Origin of the sequence: Bradyrhizobium sp. SZCCHNR1098 (genome assembly GCF_032489375.1) — a bacterium.
In the GTDB taxonomy this organism is placed as follows: Bacteria; Pseudomonadota; Alphaproteobacteria; order Rhizobiales; family Xanthobacteraceae; genus Bradyrhizobium.
In genome coordinates this window covers 70,814-87,879 of record NZ_JAUEXY010000010.1, presented here as the reverse complement: position 1 = coordinate 87,879, position 17,066 = coordinate 70,814, and the positions used below count along the sequence as shown (strand labels likewise).

The window sequence follows — 17,066 nt, the reverse complement described above, 5'->3', positions numbered from 1 at the left end:
GAGGAATGGACACAAATGTGGACGAGGGATCCGCCAGGATCTACCAATTTCCGCGCGGAGGGCGAGCGGGTCTTGCGCCCCGCCAATCCGGATCATCGCCCGCGCCGCTGATCGCGCCGTCGATCCAGCCGACGATCTATAGCGGCAGCTGGTATCATGACGAGGCGATCCAGGAAGCCAAGCCGGCGTGGGATCGCTGATGTCAGTCCGTACCGTGACGCCATCACGCCTTTGCTGAAGGGTCGGACCGACAAGGTTCCGGCCCTTTTTCTTGCGCTGCCGTCTGCATGTCTCTCGCCGCTCCTGACGGTCGCCGGCGGACTCGACCTGCCGGGTTAAACAAGCCGCCGTCGTGACCCGTTTCATGGTCTTCCCTGTCCTGTCGAAGGGCTGTGCCTGCGGCGTCGCGTCCGTCGATGAAACAGCGTTTCACATCGAAGCCCGCGTCCCCTAGAACAAGACGATGTCCGCCTATCCACTTCGCCATCTCGGCCTTCACGGCGCCAGCAACTTCAGAGATCTCGGCGGATATCCCAGCAGGGATGGCCGGCACGTGCGATGGCGGCGGCTGTTTCGGTCGAACCATCTCGGACAGCTGACCGAGCCCGACGTCGCGGTCCTGCGGGAGCTCGGCATTCGCGCAGCGTTCGATTTACGCGGTCGCAACGAGCGCGCGGCCGGCCTCTGCACGATCGCCGAGATCACCGTGCACTCCGTGCCGATCGAGCCGAGCGTCGTGCCGGCGCTGCGGGCCCTGGCGACACGAGGACAGCTCACGACCGACCATGCCTTGGAGCTGATGCGCGAGTCCTACCGCAACTACATCCGCAACTACACGCCGCGCTTCCGCGCGCTGTTCCAGCATGTTCTCAATGAGGACGTCCCGTTGGTGATCCATTGCACGGCCGGCAAGGACCGCACCGGTGTGGCCTGCGCGCTGGTCCTACACGCGCTCGACGTTGCGGATGACGTCATCCTGGAAGACTACCTGCTCACGAACCAGCTCTATCGTCGCGAGACCGCGGCTCACCCAGATCTTCCCGCTGATGTCGTCCAGACGATCGGGATGGTCCAGGCGTCGTTCCTCGCAGCTGCGTTCGACGCCATGCGTGATGACTTCGGCGACGTCGACACCTACCTGCGCGACGGTCTCGGCATCGACGACGCAGCGCGGAAGACGTTACAGGAGCGCTATCTCACGCCGTAAGTCGGTGTGGCGCGAATACGCTTGAGCCCGATCAGGCCGCTTCGATATCGGCTGTCTCGGCGGCTTCCATTGCGTCGAGATCGGCAATCACCTCCTCGAATGCGGAAATCGCCTGCTGAACCGCCGCGATCTGCATCAATTCCCAACCGGTCACCGGACCTGCCCGGTTCTGCAGGGCGACCACCAGATCCCGCCGCTGCTCCTTCAGTTGCACCAGCGGCAAACCATGGTCCGGCAGATGTCTCATCATGTCAAAGCTCCAACGCCCCTCAAGCGGCATAGCGACAGGCTAGCGGGCTGCGCTGGCAATCCACTTACGAAAGTCCGGCAAATTTTATCGATCAGGCCAGCGCAACCGGCACCGTCAGGATGGCGCTGGCCAAAACGTCGCTGATCTTCGCGGTGGCGGCTTCGCTCACATGCAAGCGGTCACCGTGCCCGTCGTCGAGCGCCGACAACGGAATCTGGCCGGCCTCATACCAGCTCTTCATCAAATTCCAGCGCCCGAAGAGGTTGACGTTGGCCGCAGACGTGACCTTCTCGATCCGTCGCTGAATGTCCTCGGCACGCGCCAGCCTGTTCGGCACCGTCACGATCGCAGCCGTGTACTGCAGGTCGATCACGATGACGTCGATGGACAGCGCCGTCAGCCATCGAACGCCGACGCGCAGCGCCGCCTCGACGTCATCGGGACTGTAGACCTCGGGTCTGTAGGCGGCGTTGGTGCCGACCTGCCAGATGACGAGCGAGGGCTGCTCCGCAATCACGTCGCATTCGAAGCGCGAGAGCTGGTCCGGGGATTCCTGTCCGCCCACACCCCGATTGAGGACGTCGATCATGCAGCCGAAATTGGCCTTGCGCAGCGACTGCTCGATCCGGGCCGGAAAAGCGATGATTCCGTTGGTGCCCGCGGTGGAAGATGAGCCCAGCGCCACGATCCGGGTCTTGCGCTGCGCATCCAGACTCTGTCTGAAACGTTTGATTGGACAAGAAAAACTGGTGGGGACGTCAGGAAATTCGAGAGAGCCTGTCGCGGTCATGGTCACCTCTGACGAACCACGCCTTCTGATTGCAATTCCATGCCCCGGCCGCCCGGCCATTGCAACTCATCGGCAGGATCATAGTATAGCAAGCGGCGCTGTGGGGCGCGTCAACGGAGACCAGGGACGGAATGAACGGAGCAGTGATTGTCATAACGGGTGCGCAAGGGGCGCTCGGGCGCAGCGTGGCCGATCTCGCGCTCGCACGGGGCGCACATGTGGCCGGGATCGACCATGCCCAGGCCGAAATCCCGGCGAGTGACGACCGCATCGAGCTCGGAGGCGTCGATCTCTCCGACCCCGAGCAGGCAAAGGTCGCGATCGACTCCGTCGCCGCCCACTTCGGCACTCTGGATGCGCTGATCAACATCGCCGGCGCGTTCGCGTTCGAGACGACTGCCGATGGCGACGATTCCGTCTGGGAGACGATGCATGCGCGAAACCTGATGACCGCGCTGCACGCATCGCGCGCGGCTATACCGCATCTCGTCCGCTCCAGCACGGGCCGCATCGTCAACATCGGGGCCATGGGCGCGCTCCAGGCCAGTGCCGGCATGGGCCCCTATGCGGCCTCCAAGTCGGGAGTGCATCGCCTGACGGAAGCGCTCGCGGCCGAATGGAAGGGCAAGATCACCGTCAACGCCGTCCTGCCGTCGACGATCGATACGCCGGCCAACCGCGCCAGCATGCCCAAGGCCGATTTCGACAAATGGGTGACGCCGCAGGAACTCGCAGAGGTCATTCTGTTTCTAGCCAGCGACGCCGCGAGCGGTGTGACCGGCGCACTGATACCGGTTATCGGCCGGGTGTAGCGAAGTCAGCCGGTTACCCCGACTTGGCGCTGACATCACGGGACTCGGCGGGCTAGACTCGCGCGCGCTCTGAGTCGCACACATCGGACGGCCCCTTGGAAACCGCGCTCTACCTTCCCGTCAAACGCTTCCTCGAAAACCTCGGCTTCTCGGTCAAAGGGGAAGTCGGCGGCTGTGACGTGGTGGCGCTCAAGGGCGACGACCCGCCGGTGGTGGTCGTCTGCGAGCTGAAGCAGGTCTTCAACTTGGAACTGCTGCTGCAGGCGGTCGACCGGGCCGGTGCCTGCGACGAGGTCTGGATCGCGGCGAAGCTGTCGGCACGCGGCAAGGGCCGCGAGAGCGACGCACGCTATCGCAATCTGTGCCGCCGGCTCGGCTTCGGCATGCTGACCGTGACCTCAGCCGGAGACATCGAAGTGCTGGTGCAGCCGCCCACCACCGCGCCGCGCAAGAATCCCAAGAAGCGTTCGCGTCTTGTGATCGAGCATCAGCGGCGCAAGGGCGACCCCGTCGCGGGCGGCTCGACCCGCGCACCCATCATGACGGCCTATCGGCAGCAGGCGCTGGCCTGCGCTTCGGCGCTGTCGGACGGGCCGAGACGCGTCCGCGACCTCCGCGCGGACATTCCGGATGCGCCGAAGATCTTGCAGCGTAACGTCTATGGCTGGTTCGACCGCGCCGAGCGCGGCGTCTATGTCCTCACGAAAGCCGGGCTCGCGGCCTTGCGCCGCTGGCCCCAGGATATCCACATGACGCAGGCAGCGTTGCCCGATCGCGACATGGTGAACGCATAGCTGGGCTGCCTCGCGGAATATATATTGCAATGCAACAATCCTGCTTCTAGGTATCCGGGACGATTCACGAGGCCCCCATGAGCGAAGATTGGAACACCAAGTACGGTCCGCGTCGCGTCAGGCGTGATCCCCCGACTCTGGAGGAGGCGATCTTCGCTGCGTCAGGGATCACCGACGACGTCCAGGCCCAGGCCGAGATCGCGTCGGCGCTGATGGGTCTGCCGCTCGAGCAGGTGCTCCCTGAGGTCAAGAAGGCAGTCCGCGTTGCCGCGCGCACCAACACGCGCGTCATCACGGCCGATCAGGGCACGCAGCAGCGTGCCGTCGTGGTCGAGCGCCGTACCGTGCGCCGCTTCAATTTCGACAAGCGCACCGGCACCTGAACGCCGCCCTCCGGGGCGCATCGGCCAATGCAATCAAACGAAAAGGCGCGGCAGCGGTGATCGCTGTCGCGCCTTTGTCGTCGCAGCAACGGCTCGGCTCAGGCGGCGCGCTTGTCGCCGTACATCCGGGTCACGAGCTTCCAGCAGGCGCGATTGAGGGTAAAGAACGCCCGCGCTGCCGCGATGGGTGCTTCGATCACGAGCTTCGCCAGCTCATCCTGGGGCTGCTCGGTCAGATCGATCGTGCCGGTCGATTCGCCGTGACGGAACGCCAGATGCGCACCGAACTTGGCTGCCAGCGCCCGCATCGCATGGTTCTGCGATCCGGTCGTCACGCGAAGCTTGCGATAGCCCTTCCACCGCGCCTCCGAGATCACGCGCTGGAACAGCAGGCTGCCGACCCCACGGCGACGCACGCAAGCCTCCACGCTGAACGCAATCTCCGGAAGCCCATCCTCGGACTGCTCCGGCGGATGCAACTCGGCGGCGCCGCGCACCAGGCCGTTTTCCATGTAGGCGACGACGATCGTGCCGTCGGCCGCACAGCGGGCCGCGTAGCGCTCGATGAAACTGTCATCGAGGAAGCCGTTGAATCGATCGTGCCGGCTTTCCGCATCGAGCCGCAACAGATGATCGCGCAGCAACGGCAGTTCCTCGTGCTGGCTGAGCGTCCGCACATAGCCGAAGCCCGGCCGGGGACGAAAAGTATCTACCTGTGACACTGCCTGAGACTCCTCTCGAGAGCCCTCGCACAGACGTCTTTCCCTAGACAGGAGCTATATTGTGCATCGCAACATTCATTTCAAGCCCCATGCTCTACGGAGAGAACATGCGGCCATGCAAGGATGGCGTGAGTTAACGATTCGTTTGTGTACGAATCATCACAGCACGAGCTGAGTCTGGGTCACGATCGCGACCAGACGCCCGTCCTCGGTTTCCACCCGGGTCTGCCATACCTGGGTGCGGCGGCCGCGATGCACGGGCGTGGCGGTTGCCGTCACCACAGTCCCCTCCTTGGCGCCGCCGATGAAGTTGGTCTTGCTCTCGATCGTCGTGGTGCCCTTGGCATCCTGCGGCAGGTTGATCACGGTCGCGGCCGCGCCGACCGAATCCGCCAGCGCCATGACGGCGCCGCCATGGATGGTGTGATGCAGGGTGCAGAGATCCGGCCGCACCTGCATCTGCGCCACGACGCGATCGGCGCTGGCCTCGGTGAAGGTGACGCCCTTCAAGTCCGCGAACGGCATCTTCAGCGAATTGATCTTGTCGAGTGGCGTCATGCCTTCCCTTCCCGTTTGATCGGACGCCCCGTCTCCGCGAGTCGAGCGCCGCATCTGGATGCGCCGGGCTTCGAACCCGAAGCAATGACCTGAAAGGTCATTGCTTCGGTCCGATCGTGCCGCCGCTCAGGCCTTCTCGATCCCGCACCACTCCGCGATGAACAGCGCCATGGTCTTGGTGGCCTGGCGCAACGAGTCGAGCTCGACATATTCGTTGAAGCCGTGCATCGCGGCGCCGGTCGCGCCGAAGCAGAGGCTGGGGATGTTGTAGTTGAGCCCGTAGAAGCGGGTATCCGTCAGCGCCGTGAAGACGAGATCCTGGACCTCGCCGCCGTAGACGGCGGTGAATGCCTTGCCGAACGCCGCCTCCGGCTCGGCGGAATTGGTCAATTCGTAGCCTTCGGACAGGAAGCCCGACCACTCGACGACCGGCGGATTGTTGGAGAGAAAGCGATGATCACGTGAGGCCGCGGCGACGCAGGCGAGGATCTCGTTCTGGCAGTCCTTGACCGACCAGCCCGGCAGGATGGCGATGCGGCAATCGACGTCGCACCAGGCCGGCACGCTCGAGGCCCAGTCGCCGCCTTTGATGATGCCCGGATTGAAGTTGATCGGATGATTGAGCGTCTTGAAATGACGGTCGCTCTTGGCGCGCTTGTTCCAGTCTGCCTCGAGCTTCTCCAACGCATGGATCAGATGATAGCTCGCCTGGATCGCATTGGCGCCGACGCCGGCCTCGAACACATGCGCCGGGAAGCCGCGCACCTTCAGGCGGAACCAGATCACGCCCACCTGAGAACGCACCATCTTGCCGCTGGTCGGCTCCGGGATGAAGCAGGCATCCGCGCGGTAGCCGCGCTGCAGGGTCGACAGCGCGCCGACGCCGGTGCTCTCCTCCTCGATGACGGATTGGATGTGAATGCGCGCCGTCGGCTTGAAGCCGGCAGCCTTGATGGCATCGAGCGCATAGAGCGCGCCGATGGTGCCGGACTTCATATCGCAGGCGCCGCGGCCATACATCCGGCCGTCGCGGATCACCGGCGAGAACGGCGGCGTCTCCCACATGTCGAGCGGACCGGCCGGCACCACGTCGCAATGCCCCTGCAGGATCAGCGACCGCCCGGCCGACGTCGCCGGCCGGTAGGTTCCGACCACGCTGCGTGCTCTCGAGAAATCGTGCTCGATCGGGCCGTAGCCGCGCATCTCCTTGAGATCGTCCAGATCGATGTGCCAGTCGTCGACCTCGTAGCCGCGCGAGCGCAGGAGATCGCTGAACATGTCCTGGCACGGCCCTTCGGCGCCGCGGGTCGAGGGGATGGCGACGAAGTCGCTCGTGGTCGCAAGCTGCCGGTCGAAGTCGGCATCAACGGCGTCGACGATGCGCTGCGTAATGTCCTGGGTGATCATGCCTGTCGAGGTTCCAATTGCCGATGACTGCAGCAAATCACAATCTCATGCAGAGTTGCACCGGATTCGCCGCTGCTTTCAGAATCGCAAGGCCGCCCGTACATTCGCGCATACGAAAATGACCGCAACATACTTTGGAATTTGGCATGTCGGATCACCGCAATATCCTTTATTTCCTCCTCGGCATTCTCAGCGCGGCGATCATCGTGCTCGGCTACAATTTCTATCAGGCCAAGAAGCAGCCGGAGGGTGTCCAGATCAATATTGGGCCCAACGGCCTGAAGATCGAAGGAAAGTGATGCGTTCTCAAATCTCCTCGTTCGCGAATGTCGCAGCCCGCCCTCTCGGCGTCCTCGGTCTCTTGCTTTTGGTTGCCGCACCCGCGCAGGCGCAATATGTCGGGCGCGAGCAGGACGTCACCGATCTCCGGCTTGGCCAGCGCGTCCTGGTCGATGACGGCACCTGCCCCGCTGGCCAGGTGAAGGAGGTCTCCGGCTCCAAGATGGCCGAAACCGGTATTGTCCGCACCACGAAATGCGTGCCGCGCTTCGGGCCGAAGAAGAAGTAGCTGATCTCGTTTGATGCGGCTCTCGCCGCCGACCTCCGGCGCGTGACCTTCCGCACAGTCCCGTAGCCGCGCATCGATGATGCTCCTGCCCGTGGACAAGCGGGGACGCAGCATGTCGATGTCAGCGGTGCAGGATCACGGCTTCTTCGAACCGGCCGACCGGCCGCAGCCGGTCAAGGCCGATTTCAGCCGCTACGCCCTGCTCGGCTATCTCTCGGTGGCGCTGGTGTTCGGCGGCTTCGGCGTATGGGCCGCCTACGCCCCCCTCGATCGCGCGGCGATCGCACCGGGCACCGTGTCCGTCTCCGGCGATCACAAGGTCGTCCAGCACCGTGAGGGCGGAATCATCCGGGACATCCTGGCCAAGGAGACTCACGCCGTGCATCGCGGCGACCTGCTGTTCCGGCTGCAGCCGACCGAGGCACAGGCCAACACGGATCTCCTGCGCAAGCAGATGGATGCCGCACTCGCCGAGGAAGCGCGCCTGCTCGCCGAGCGCGGCAATGCGCGGATGATCACGTTTCCCGACGCGCTGCTCAACCGCCAGAACGTGCCGGAGGCGGCGCTTGCCATCGCCGACCAGCAGCGGCTGTTCATCGAGCGCCGCAATGGCCTGATCAGCCAGATCAACATCCTCAATTCCCAGATCGCCCAGCAGCAGCAGGAGCTCGCCGGCCGCGACCGCCAGCGCGCCGCGCTCTCCGCGCAGCTCGCAAGCTTCGAGACGCAGATGAACAATGTGCGCCCGGCGGTCGCCGCAGGCTACTATCCGCGCAACAAGTTCCTCGAACTGGAACGCGAGCGCGCCCGCGTCGAAGGCGATCTCGGCCAGGCGCAGGCCGACGTGGCGCGGCTGACGCAGACGGCGGCGCAATCGCGCCTGCAGATCGATCAGACGCTGCAGAAATATCTGACCGAAGTCGGCCAGCAGCTCGACGGCACCCGTGCCAAGCTGTCGGACCTGCGCGAGAAGCTCGTCATCGCCGAGGACGTGCTGCGCCGGGTCGACATCCGCGCCGAGCGCGACGGCATCGTCATGAACATGAAAGTCCACACCGTGGGCGCCGTCGTGAAGCCCGGCGATACGCTCGCCGAGATCGTCCCGGTCGGCGAAGGCGTCGACGTGATGGCGCACGTCTCGCCGCGCGACATCGAGAGCGTCGCCATCGGCCAGAGGGCCGAGGTGCGCTTCTCCAATTTCTCCTCGCGCACGACGCCGACGATCTTCGGCAAGGTCTCGAGCGTCTCGGCGGATGCGATGTCGGACGAGGCGAACAAGCAGAGCTACTACTCGGCGCGGGTCGTGATCGACTATTCGACCATCCCGCCCGAGATCGCCGAGAAGATTCTGCCGGGCATGCAGGCCGACGTCATCATCTCCACGGGAGAGCGCACCGTGCTCGAATATCTGGTCGGGCCGCTGCTCAACACGCTCGCCAAGACGTTCCGTGAGAAATGAGCCGAGAGCACCTAGGCCGACGGCACCGGTGGCGCGCCCGCGACGACAGCAAGGTCGCGGGCACGCCGCACGCCGATGGCGTCCAGCTCGCTGCCCTGCTCCGGATCGGCAAGCCTCTCACGTATCGCTCCATCCAGATCAGCAAGGCCGGCTGCAGTCGCCACGCCCCCGGACATCGCGAGCTGCCAACCTCTGGTCTCCGCCAATTCAGCCAGACGCGCCGGCCACTCCGTCCCGAGCCCGAGCACAGCCACCTGCGACGTGCGTCCAAGGGTCAGTTGCCCGACGACGATGTCGCCAAGGTGAGCACCAATCGTCAACTCGACGGGCCGACCGATCTCCGCGGCGATCTTTTCGTTGACGCGGTCCATGACCACGTCCATGGCACCGATCGCCTGCAGCGCATCGCGGCAGCCTTGTTCTGCTCCCTGCTCCTCGCCGAAGACGGCGAGCACGCCATTGCCGAGAAAGCGATCGATGCGCCCGGAATGGGCTTCGATCGCCCTGCCAATGGCGCCGAAGATCTCGTTCATCATGAACCCGAGGTCGGAGGGCAGCCGGTCGCGCGCAATGGCCGTAAGCGGACGGACGCGGACGTGGACCAGGCATACCGCACGGCGCTCGGCGGGAAGGTGGTCGACGAGGGGCGCCCTCTCCGCTTGAGCGCCGCCGAGGAGACGCGTGATCGTCAGCGGCGCCACCGGGCGAATCTGGCAGGCCAGCCGCACATTCGCCGGAGCCGCCAAGTTGGCGAGCATGACGCGCTCCGCGTGGCCGGGCGGTGCCAGCGTCTCCGCACCTTCATCAACCCGGACGCGACAAAGACCGCAGCGGGCACGGCCACCGCACTCGGACCGCTGCGAAAGATCGTTGCTGCCGATGATCTCCAGCAGCGTCGGACCGACCGCGGCCCGCACCGTCGCGCCACCCGTGAAGGCAATGACGATCTTCGGCGCCGCGAGCGACGCGACGTGGCGGAACACGATGATCGTCACGCCTGCAACGAGCAGCGCGACGACTGCGATCTGCGCCGAAATTTGCAGCAAGGCGATCCACCTCCCGTCGAGTTCGCTCGGCCAATGGGTGACCTGGCGCATCTGCTCGGCCATGCCGGGATTGCTGAGCAACGCGGCGACGGCACGCCCGGACACCACGAAACCCATCAGCGCCGCCATCGGCACCGCGACGGCGAGGACAAACAGCAGCGGCTGGACGAGGCGGTACCAGCTCCGGAATTTCAGCCAGTGATGCAGGCCGACGCAGCCGTGGATCCAGACCAGCAGCAGCAGAGCGGTCTGAATCCAGGCCGCCTTGGGCCACATCAACGCCAGCGCATAGAGGTAGCCATCCTGAACGCCGAACAGCGCATGAGCCATGTGGGTCTCGATGACGTGCGGCAGCAACAATAGCGGGATCGCAAATCCCGTGGCGATCTGAACAAACTCCCACGAGGACAGCCGCCACGTGCCGCGCTGAACCGTCTTGACGAACGCAAGCGCGGCATGCGCGAGCAATGCCGCCGCCAGCACGATCATCCCCGGCCACGATCGGGTGACGACCAGCCGCCATTCCTGCACCTCGTCCATCGCCTCGAGGCTGAACAGACCCACCGCATGGTTGAGAAAATGCGTCGCGGCGAACGCAAACAGGACGAGGCCCGACACGAGCCGGATGTTCTGGGACGTTACGGCAGGCATGAGGTCACTGTGATTCAGGCAAGCTGCGAAATCTGAGCACGGCTGATCCATCCGGTAGCGGCTGCAACCGGCCAACTCAAGCGCTGGCAGATCAGCCTCGAGCTATGTGAGGTCAATCACGGTCGACGACGGGCGCCCCAGGCGAAGTTCTCCAGCACCATCGCAAGGGGATCCGACATGACGAGCACCACCCGAAGCCCGCTGGGAACCGCGCTCCGCGCCTGCTTTCCCGCGCTCACCGCGACCTTCGTGCTCAGCCTCTTCATCAATGCGAGCATGCTCGCCTCGCCCCTCTATTCCATGCAGGTCTACGACCGCGTCCTCACCAGCCGCAATCTCGGCACGCTGGTCATGCTGACGCTCATTGTCGGTGTTTTCCTCGTGCTGTACGGCGTCCTGGAATTCGCACGCTCCGGCGTGCTGGCCCGGGCCGGCGTGCAGTTCGAAGGCACGCTGCGCCACCCGCTGTTCGAGACGATGATGAAGGCGGAGCTGTCGCCGCGGCATCGCTTCGGCCAGCAGATCATCCGTGACGCCGAGACCATCCGCGACTGCATCTCCAGCGGCACCGCCGCCATCGCCTGCGATTTGCCGTGGACGCCGGTGTTCGTCGCGCTGTGCTTTCTGCAGCATGCCTATCTCGGCATCCTCTCTTTGCTCGGCGCGACAGTGCTGTTCTCGCTGGCGCTGCTCACCGAATTCTACACGCGCGCCAGCGTCGAGCGCACCAATGCGCTGGCCAACGAGGCCTCGCGCTTCGTCGCGGCGGCGCTGCGCAATGGCGAGGTCGTGCGCGGCCTCGGCATGGGCGACATCGTCCTGGACCGCTGGAGTTGCCGTCAGTCGGCGATGGTCGATGCCCACAGCACCCTCGTCGAGCGCGGCGCGGCGATGCATTCCGTGACCAAGTTCGCGCGTATGGCGGTGCAGACCTCGCTGCTGTGCATCGGCGCGTGGCTCGCGATTGAGCAGCAGATCTCGCCCGGCGCGATGATGGCGACCTCCATCATCATGGGCCGCGCGCTGGCCCCGGTCGAGCAGGTCGTCGGCCAGTGGAAGCGCATCATCGCATTCCGCTCCGCCTATCGCAGGCTGGAGGACCTGTTCCAGGCGCTGCCGGTCACGGCTGCGCCGACCGCACTACCGACGCCACGCGGCGACATCGACGTCGAGAACGCCGTGGTGTGGCCACCGGCGGCGGGCCGTCCCTCGGTCAAGGGCGTCAGCTTTTCGCTCAAGGCCGGCGAGAGTCTCGCGATCGTCGGCGCCTCCGCCAGCGGCAAGTCGAGTATGGCGCGCGCCATGGCCGGCGTCTGGCCGCTGCGCGAAGGTGTGATCCGCATCGACGGCGCCGCCTACAGCCAGTGGGACCCAAACCGGCTCGGCAAGCATATCGGCTACCTGCCACAGGACATCGAACTGTTCGCAGGCACCGTCGCCGACAACATCGCCCGGCTTGCGAAGGTGGATGAGGCCGCCGTCGTCGCTGCCGCCAAGGCCGCCGGCGCGCATGAGGTGATCCTGCGCCTGCCCAACGGCTACGACACTCCGATCGGCGAAGGCGGCGTGGCGTTGTCCGGAGGCATGCGCCAGCGCGTCGGCCTGGCCCGCGCGCTGTACGGCGATCCACGGCTCTTGATCCTCGACGAGCCGAACTCGAACCTCGACGAGGACGGCGAGCGGGCGTTGGCGCAGGCCATGGCCCAGGCGAAGGCCGCCGGCCGAACCGTGATCGTCGTCACGCACCGGCCGCAGCTTTTGGCGCATGTTGACCGCATCATGGTGATGGCCTTCGGCAAGACGCTGGCGTTCGGCCCGCGCGACGAGGTGATCGCCAAGATGCGCGGCCAGCGTGTCGTCGTCGCCCACGACCGGGCGACGGCCAGCGCCGCGGCCTGAACGGACCCCAATGCAGATCGCACACCGCAAGGAGCCAGCCATGATCAAGTTCACATCGCACGCACGGACACTCCAGCTGGCGCTCGCGACCGCCGTCCTGCTGCCGATGTCGGCTTCAGCGGAGACACCGATGACCGCGCGTCAGATGCTGGCCCACGCGCAAACCCAAGCTCTCAACGTCCCCGGCGACATCAAGCAGCCGGCGCCGGACAGCAGTGAAAGGATCGTCAGCGAGTCCGCCGCCTCGGGCGGTGCTTCCATCGCAGCCCCGCTTCCGGTAATCGAGCCGCCGACGCCGATCTCGGCGCCAGCATCGACGCTCACCGCATCGGCCGTGCCCGTCCCGGCACCTGAGGGGGCTTTGTTGCAATCGCGTACCAACTCGCTCACGGCCGCCGCGCCCGTTGCTGAAGCTGCCAAGGCGTCGAATGCCGTGCTCGCAACTCCGCCCGTGGCGGCCACCACTGAAACACGCCCTGTGGCACCGACCGCGACGCCGCCCGCCACGACCGCAGCTTCACCGGCCATCGTCCCCGCAGTCGCTCCTGCTGCCGCGCCGACCCAGCCCGGTCTGACGGCCGCGGCGCCCACGCAGACGACGCGGACGAAAGCGACGACCTTGCCATCCGCCGAAAAGACTGCACTTGCGCGGCATCAGCCGACGAGTGCCGATGCGTCAGCGGCCCGCCCTGCTCCCAAGCCGAGTGCGAGATCGTCGAGGCACAGCGACGACGACGCCATCAGCACGCGGATCTCGCGCATCATGCGCCGGCCGGAGGTGCAGTCATTGATGTCGCAGTATGGCCTGGACTGACAACCAGCACCGCCGGACGATGGACGCCGATCGACGTCAGGTCCGGCGGCTGATCAGCTGGCCGGATCGAACATGCACTGCAGGGCAGGCTTCGCGATCTTGGTGAACGTAGGACCGATCTCGGCCTGCTTCGGCGCGGGCACCCAATCGGTCTCGATGGTCGGCACGCCGGTCTCACTGATGCCGCGCAGCAGCGCCTCTCGCAAGTCGGCATCCTCCACCATCGCGGCCGCATGATCATGCAGGCAGGAGCAGACAGCTTCAGGATGCGCCCACCGGTCAAGCATATGAGGCGCACATTGCCGTACGAACTCGCTGCGCAGATCGGGCAATCGGGTCGTTATCCGCGCCTCGACGGAGGACCAGAAGAGGCACGACAGCACGGCAAGCGCCGCAGCACCCAGTCGAAAACGCATGGTGGACCGCTGGTATTCGTTTTTCGTCATGTCATCCACGCGGGCCCGGACGACACGATTCGCATGTCGCTGACGCCAGCATTGGTTTCATATCCGCTTCACGTTTCAAGCGGCCTGCGGCACAGGCCCAAAATGGTTTCATGGCCCCGCCGCTTCGTTTCATCGCGACCGACCCGACGACACAAAATACAATCAAAACGAGAGTGATCTAAAACCCCAAGCAGAAGAATGTTTCACTTGCCTTGGGCGAGCCAGCGCCCTCCGGGGCAGCCGCCATTTCTGCCGATGGCGAGCTTCTTAACGACCTTACGTTAACTGTGGCCGGCAGGGAGAACCTCCCAGCTCACCACGGCAACCCAGCAGCGCGCGGCGCGTTGGGAGACGACGTTGCTCCCTCAGGGTCACCATGGACAAGCGCTCGCACACACCCAAACCGAAGGTATCACGCCGCAGCTCCCTGGCTGCACCGATGGCGCAGCAGCGAACCGAGAGCTACGCCGGCTCGACGCCACAGAGCCTGGTGCGGCTGATCGGCTGCCACGATCCTGCCAAGCACAAATTGCCCGGCAAGGCTTTCGGCAGCCGATCGTCTCTTGGCAGGTCCCTTATTGAATGAAATCGCCGCACTTCTGGACCACGCCGTCGTCGGCTTTGCCCCAAGGCATGACCGGAACGGAGGAGGTCGAGTTCTTCGGCGATCCCTCGATCAGCCTGTCTGAGTAAACCATGTAGACGAGCACGTTGCGCTTGGCGTCGCAGCCGCGAACGATCTGCATCTTCTTGAAGAACAGCGACCGTCGCTGCCGGAACATGTCGTCGGCCTGTTCGAGCTTGCGTTTGAACCTGATCGGGCCGATCTGCCGGCATGCGAGCGAGATGTCGGAGACTTCCTCGGCCAGGCCCAGCCAACCGGCATAGCCGCCCTTCTGCGGCACCGTGAAGTGGCAGGCGACGCCCTCTACCTCTGGATCATCAACGCCATAGGTCGCGAGCTTGTCATTCGGGCTGAGCAGTTTGAACACGGTCGACCGACGGAAGATCAGATCCGGCTCGTCTGCGGCGTATGCTGAGATCACAGGCGAGGACAATCCGATAAGCAGTAGGCAAACGAGGGTTTTCAGCCACAGATCAAACCGTTTGGTGGCTCTGAACGACATGTCGGTCTCCGTTATACCGCCGATGCTCGGCATACCGCCCATGTAGGGACACAAATGCCTGCAAGGAAGGCGCTCCAGCCCCTGACCTTCCACTACCCCGTTTAACGGGATGTGAGGCTTTTCTGCTACGATTGGAACGAAATCACGCAGGGCAGAAGCCCAAGCTGGTGAACGCAGACTCCGTCTGCGACACTAAAGACCAGATGGTTCTTGAGGATTTGCCGGAATGCTCTGCGTTCGTGCAGCCGCCAGGGGGCGGTTCTATTGTGCAGCAATCGTTTCAGTCCCGCTTGCCATAGCAGTGACCTCACAGGCTGGCGCAGCGTCTTATTACTACTGGAACGACGCGCAGCCCATCACCATTGCTCCGACCGTACGCCCGGCCGCTCCGCGCAAGCCCAAGGCGCGCCACCTTGAGACGCTGACCAAGACCGAGAAGGAGGCTGCCAAGCCGCAAGCGCCGCTCACGATCGCGGTGTCGATCAACAAGCAGCAGCTGAAGGTCTACGACGCAAACGGCCTGTTCGCGGAGGCACCCGTCTCGACCGGCATGAAGGGGCATTCCACGCCGATGGGCGTGTTCAGCGTCATTCAGAAGCAGAGATACCATCGCTCCAACATCTACAGCGGCGCCCCGATGCCGTTCATGCAGCGCATCACCTGGTCCGGCGTCGCGCTCCACGCGGGCGTGCTGCCGGGCTACCCGGCGTCGCATGGCTGCATCCGCATGCCGGCAAGCTTTGCAACCCGCATCTATGGCTGGACGCGGATGGGATCCCGGGTCCTGGTCACGCCGAGCGAGGTGGCTCCTGCGAGTTTCTCGCATCCGATGCTCGCTGCACTGAAGGCGCCGCAGCCGAGCGCATCGGTGCAACCCAATGCGACTGCGCCCGCAGCGATCAAGTCGGACAAGGGCACCGCCATCACCACCGCGATCACAGTCGCGACGACGGATCTGCGCGCCACGATCGGTCATGCCGAGAGCCCCCGCTTCGAAGGATCGCCAACCGCGTCGGGCCAGGTGCGGACCGCCGATGCCACCAACGCCAATGGGCTGCCACCGAAGATCTCGGACGCTTCGCCAAGCGCCGAACCACCGCGTTCACCCGCGGCGGAGGTTCGGAGCGATGCTGCCGATCTGAAGCCCAGTGTCGCCGAGACCATGATTGAGCACGCGACCGCCGACGCAGAGGCCAAGCCAGGCGCCCCGGCCGGGGTCAGGATCGAGGAGCAGGACGAGGCCAAGTCTGCCCCCAGCGAAGTAGCTCCGGCGAGGCAGCCCACGACTGCTGCGCAGGTGGCCGCTCCGGCTATCGAGAGGCCGGCTGCGGCGTCGGCGAATGCCGAAGCCACCGGTTCAACCGAGCTCAAGCCTGCTGATTCCAAGTCGGCTGAGTCCAAGCCTGCCGACGCCGCGATCGCGGACCAGCCTGCGCCGCCGCCCACACCGGCGGCAGAGGCACCGGCGAAGCCAGTCGACCCCAACGATCTCGCCAAGGATCAGTCGCGTGTTGCCGCACCGGACAAGCCGATTGCGCCCAAGCCCGAGTTGAAGCGCAACAGCCAGATCGCGATCTTCATCAGCCGCAAGGATTCGAAGCTGTACGTGCGGCAGAACTTCGCTCCGGTGTTCAACACCCCCGTCACCATCGCACCGGGCGACAAGCCGCTCGGCACCCACGTGTTCACCGCGACGGCTGACAAGGCCGATCCGGCGACGATGCGCTGGTCGGTCGTCTCGCTGCCCTCCTCGGCGCGGAGCGCCGCGGCGACCGATGTCGCGGCCAAGGCGGCCCGGCGCGGTAAGAGGTCCGCGGGCGCCGATGCCGAGCTGAAACAGGTCGTTCCGCTGAGCAGCGCAGCCGAGGCGCTCGATCGCATCACCATTCCCGCCGACGTCATGGCGTGGCTCGGCGAAGCCCTGTCGACCGGAAGTTCGCTGATCGTCTCCGATCAAGGCATCAACCAGGGCGAAACCGGCGAGGGCACGGAGTTCATCCTTTCGCTGCGCTGACGACCGACGACGTCCCTCTTTCCGCCCCACGGCAGGGGTATCCCGTGCCGGAACGCAGTCTGATCCAGCGCCACGTCGCGGCCGTTCAAGCAGCGGCCGGTCGAGCGCGGGCACATTCA

The 17,066-nt window shown here is 65.1% G+C and carries 20 protein-coding genes; 11 read left to right on the top strand and 9 right to left on the bottom strand.

Going from position 1 to position 17,066, the window contains the following annotated elements:
* The first annotated feature begins 5 nt into the window (after positions 1–5).
* Together QX135_RS21385 and QX135_RS21380 are read left to right on the top strand one after the other, a co-directional pair.
* Complete coding sequence (locus QX135_RS21385) at positions 6–200, top strand: DUF2735 domain-containing protein (protein ID WP_315741128.1); 195 nt, start codon at positions 6–8, stop codon at positions 198–200.
* Between the two features lie 263 nt (positions 201–463).
* Positions 464–1,207 carry a tyrosine-protein phosphatase gene (locus QX135_RS21380; RefSeq protein WP_315741127.1) on the top strand — a complete coding sequence of 248 codons (744 nt, stop codon included), beginning with the start codon at positions 464–466 and terminating at the stop codon, positions 1,205–1,207.
* Between the two features lie 31 nt (positions 1,208–1,238).
* Here the strand turns inward: QX135_RS21380 and QX135_RS21375 are convergent, their stop codons facing one another.
* Together QX135_RS21375 and QX135_RS21370 are read right to left on the bottom strand one after the other, a co-directional pair.
* Complete coding sequence (locus tag QX135_RS21375) at positions 1,239–1,457, bottom strand: hypothetical protein (protein ID WP_012044361.1); 219 nt, start codon at positions 1,455–1,457, stop codon at positions 1,239–1,241.
* Positions 1,458–1,548: 91 nt separating this feature from the next.
* Positions 1,549–2,307 (bottom strand): SGNH/GDSL hydrolase family protein, encoded by a 759-nt coding sequence (locus tag QX135_RS21370; protein ID WP_315772240.1) that lies wholly within the window; start codon positions 2,305–2,307, stop codon positions 1,549–1,551.
* 71 nt (positions 2,308–2,378) lie between these two features.
* On the opposite strand from QX135_RS21370, the gene QX135_RS21365 reads away from it, so the two are divergent.
* The 3 genes from QX135_RS21365 (at position 2,379) to QX135_RS21355 (ending at position 4,236) form a co-directional block, all read left to right on the top strand.
* Positions 2,379–3,059 (top strand): SDR family oxidoreductase, encoded by a 681-nt coding sequence (locus tag QX135_RS21365; RefSeq protein ID WP_315755694.1) that lies wholly within the window; start codon positions 2,379–2,381, stop codon positions 3,057–3,059.
* 95 nt (positions 3,060–3,154) lie between these two features.
* Entirely contained in the window at positions 3,155–3,853 is a 699-nt protein-coding gene (locus tag QX135_RS21360) for a DUF2161 domain-containing phosphodiesterase (RefSeq protein ID WP_315741125.1), read from the top strand.
* A gap of 77 nt (positions 3,854–3,930) precedes the next feature.
* Positions 3,931–4,236 (top strand): hypothetical protein, encoded by a 306-nt coding sequence (locus tag QX135_RS21355; RefSeq protein ID WP_172109527.1) that lies wholly within the window; start codon positions 3,931–3,933, stop codon positions 4,234–4,236.
* A gap of 98 nt (positions 4,237–4,334) precedes the next feature.
* Here the strand turns inward: QX135_RS21355 and QX135_RS21350 are convergent, their stop codons facing one another.
* The 3 genes from QX135_RS21350 to QX135_RS21340 all read right to left on the bottom strand — a co-directional run bounded on the left by QX135_RS21350 (position 4,335) and on the right by QX135_RS21340 (position 6,923).
* Positions 4,335–4,991 carry an N-acetyltransferase family protein gene (locus tag QX135_RS21350; RefSeq protein WP_409998061.1) on the bottom strand — a complete coding sequence of 219 codons (657 nt, stop codon included), beginning with the start codon at positions 4,989–4,991 and terminating at the stop codon, positions 4,335–4,337.
* A gap of 126 nt (positions 4,992–5,117) precedes the next feature.
* Entirely contained in the window at positions 5,118–5,516 is a 399-nt protein-coding gene (locus QX135_RS21345) for a PaaI family thioesterase (protein WP_315755696.1), read from the bottom strand.
* A 126-nt stretch (positions 5,517–5,642) separates the two neighbouring features.
* Positions 5,643–6,923, bottom strand: coding sequence for an ArgE/DapE family deacylase (locus tag QX135_RS21340; protein ID WP_315813675.1), 1,281 nt, complete (start codon positions 6,921–6,923; stop codon positions 5,643–5,645).
* 146 nt (positions 6,924–7,069) lie between these two features.
* Between QX135_RS21340 and QX135_RS21335 the strand changes: the two genes are divergently transcribed.
* From QX135_RS21335 to QX135_RS21325, 3 genes are all read left to right on the top strand, one after another.
* On the top strand, positions 7,070–7,222 hold the full coding sequence (locus tag QX135_RS21335) for a hypothetical protein (RefSeq protein WP_315712328.1): 153 nt from the start codon (positions 7,070–7,072) through the stop codon (positions 7,220–7,222).
* On the top strand, positions 7,222–7,491 hold the full coding sequence (locus QX135_RS21330) for a DUF6719 family protein (protein ID WP_315772245.1): 270 nt from the start codon (positions 7,222–7,224) through the stop codon (positions 7,489–7,491). The genes QX135_RS21335 and QX135_RS21330 overlap by 1 nt, the downstream gene beginning before the upstream one ends.
* A gap of 112 nt (positions 7,492–7,603) precedes the next feature.
* A complete protein-coding gene (locus QX135_RS21325; RefSeq protein WP_315813674.1) occupies positions 7,604–8,950 on the top strand; it encodes an HlyD family type I secretion periplasmic adaptor subunit in 1,347 nt (448 codons plus the stop codon).
* An 11-nt stretch (positions 8,951–8,961) separates the two neighbouring features.
* On the opposite strand, the gene QX135_RS21320 is transcribed toward QX135_RS21325, so the two are convergent.
* Positions 8,962–10,698 carry an adenylate/guanylate cyclase domain-containing protein gene (locus QX135_RS21320; RefSeq protein ID WP_315813673.1) on the bottom strand — a complete coding sequence of 579 codons (1,737 nt, stop codon included), beginning with the start codon at positions 10,696–10,698 and terminating at the stop codon, positions 8,962–8,964.
* A gap of 126 nt (positions 10,699–10,824) precedes the next feature.
* Between QX135_RS21320 and QX135_RS21315 the strand changes: the two genes are divergently transcribed.
* Entirely contained in the window at positions 10,825–12,546 is a 1,722-nt protein-coding gene (locus tag QX135_RS21315) for a type I secretion system permease/ATPase (RefSeq protein ID WP_315813672.1), read from the top strand.
* Positions 12,547–12,687: 141 nt separating this feature from the next.
* Here QX135_RS21315 and QX135_RS21310 read toward each other — a convergent pair whose 3' ends face one another.
* Complete coding sequence (locus QX135_RS21310) at positions 12,688–13,074, bottom strand: hypothetical protein (protein ID WP_316234264.1); 387 nt, start codon at positions 13,072–13,074, stop codon at positions 12,688–12,690.
* Between the two features lie 339 nt (positions 13,075–13,413).
* Positions 13,414–13,806, bottom strand: coding sequence for a hypothetical protein (locus QX135_RS21305; RefSeq protein WP_409999382.1), 393 nt, complete (start codon positions 13,804–13,806; stop codon positions 13,414–13,416).
* A 376-nt stretch (positions 13,807–14,182) separates the two neighbouring features.
* Here QX135_RS21305 and QX135_RS21300 point away from each other — a divergent pair, with 376 nt between their 5' ends.
* Complete coding sequence (locus QX135_RS21300) at positions 14,183–14,392, top strand: hypothetical protein (RefSeq protein ID WP_315741116.1); 210 nt, start codon at positions 14,183–14,185, stop codon at positions 14,390–14,392.
* Here QX135_RS21300 and QX135_RS21295 read toward each other — a convergent pair.
* On the bottom strand, positions 14,382–14,933 hold the full coding sequence (locus QX135_RS21295) for a CreA family protein (RefSeq protein WP_315741115.1): 552 nt from the start codon (positions 14,931–14,933) through the stop codon (positions 14,382–14,384). The two genes, QX135_RS21300 and QX135_RS21295, sit on opposite strands and share 11 nt — an antisense overlap.
* A 226-nt stretch (positions 14,934–15,159) precedes the next feature.
* Here QX135_RS21295 and QX135_RS21290 point away from each other — a divergent pair, with 226 nt between their 5' ends.
* Positions 15,160–16,947 (top strand): L,D-transpeptidase, encoded by a 1,788-nt coding sequence (locus QX135_RS21290; RefSeq protein WP_315813670.1) that lies wholly within the window; start codon positions 15,160–15,162, stop codon positions 16,945–16,947.
* The last annotated feature ends 119 nt before the right edge of the window (positions 16,948–17,066 follow it).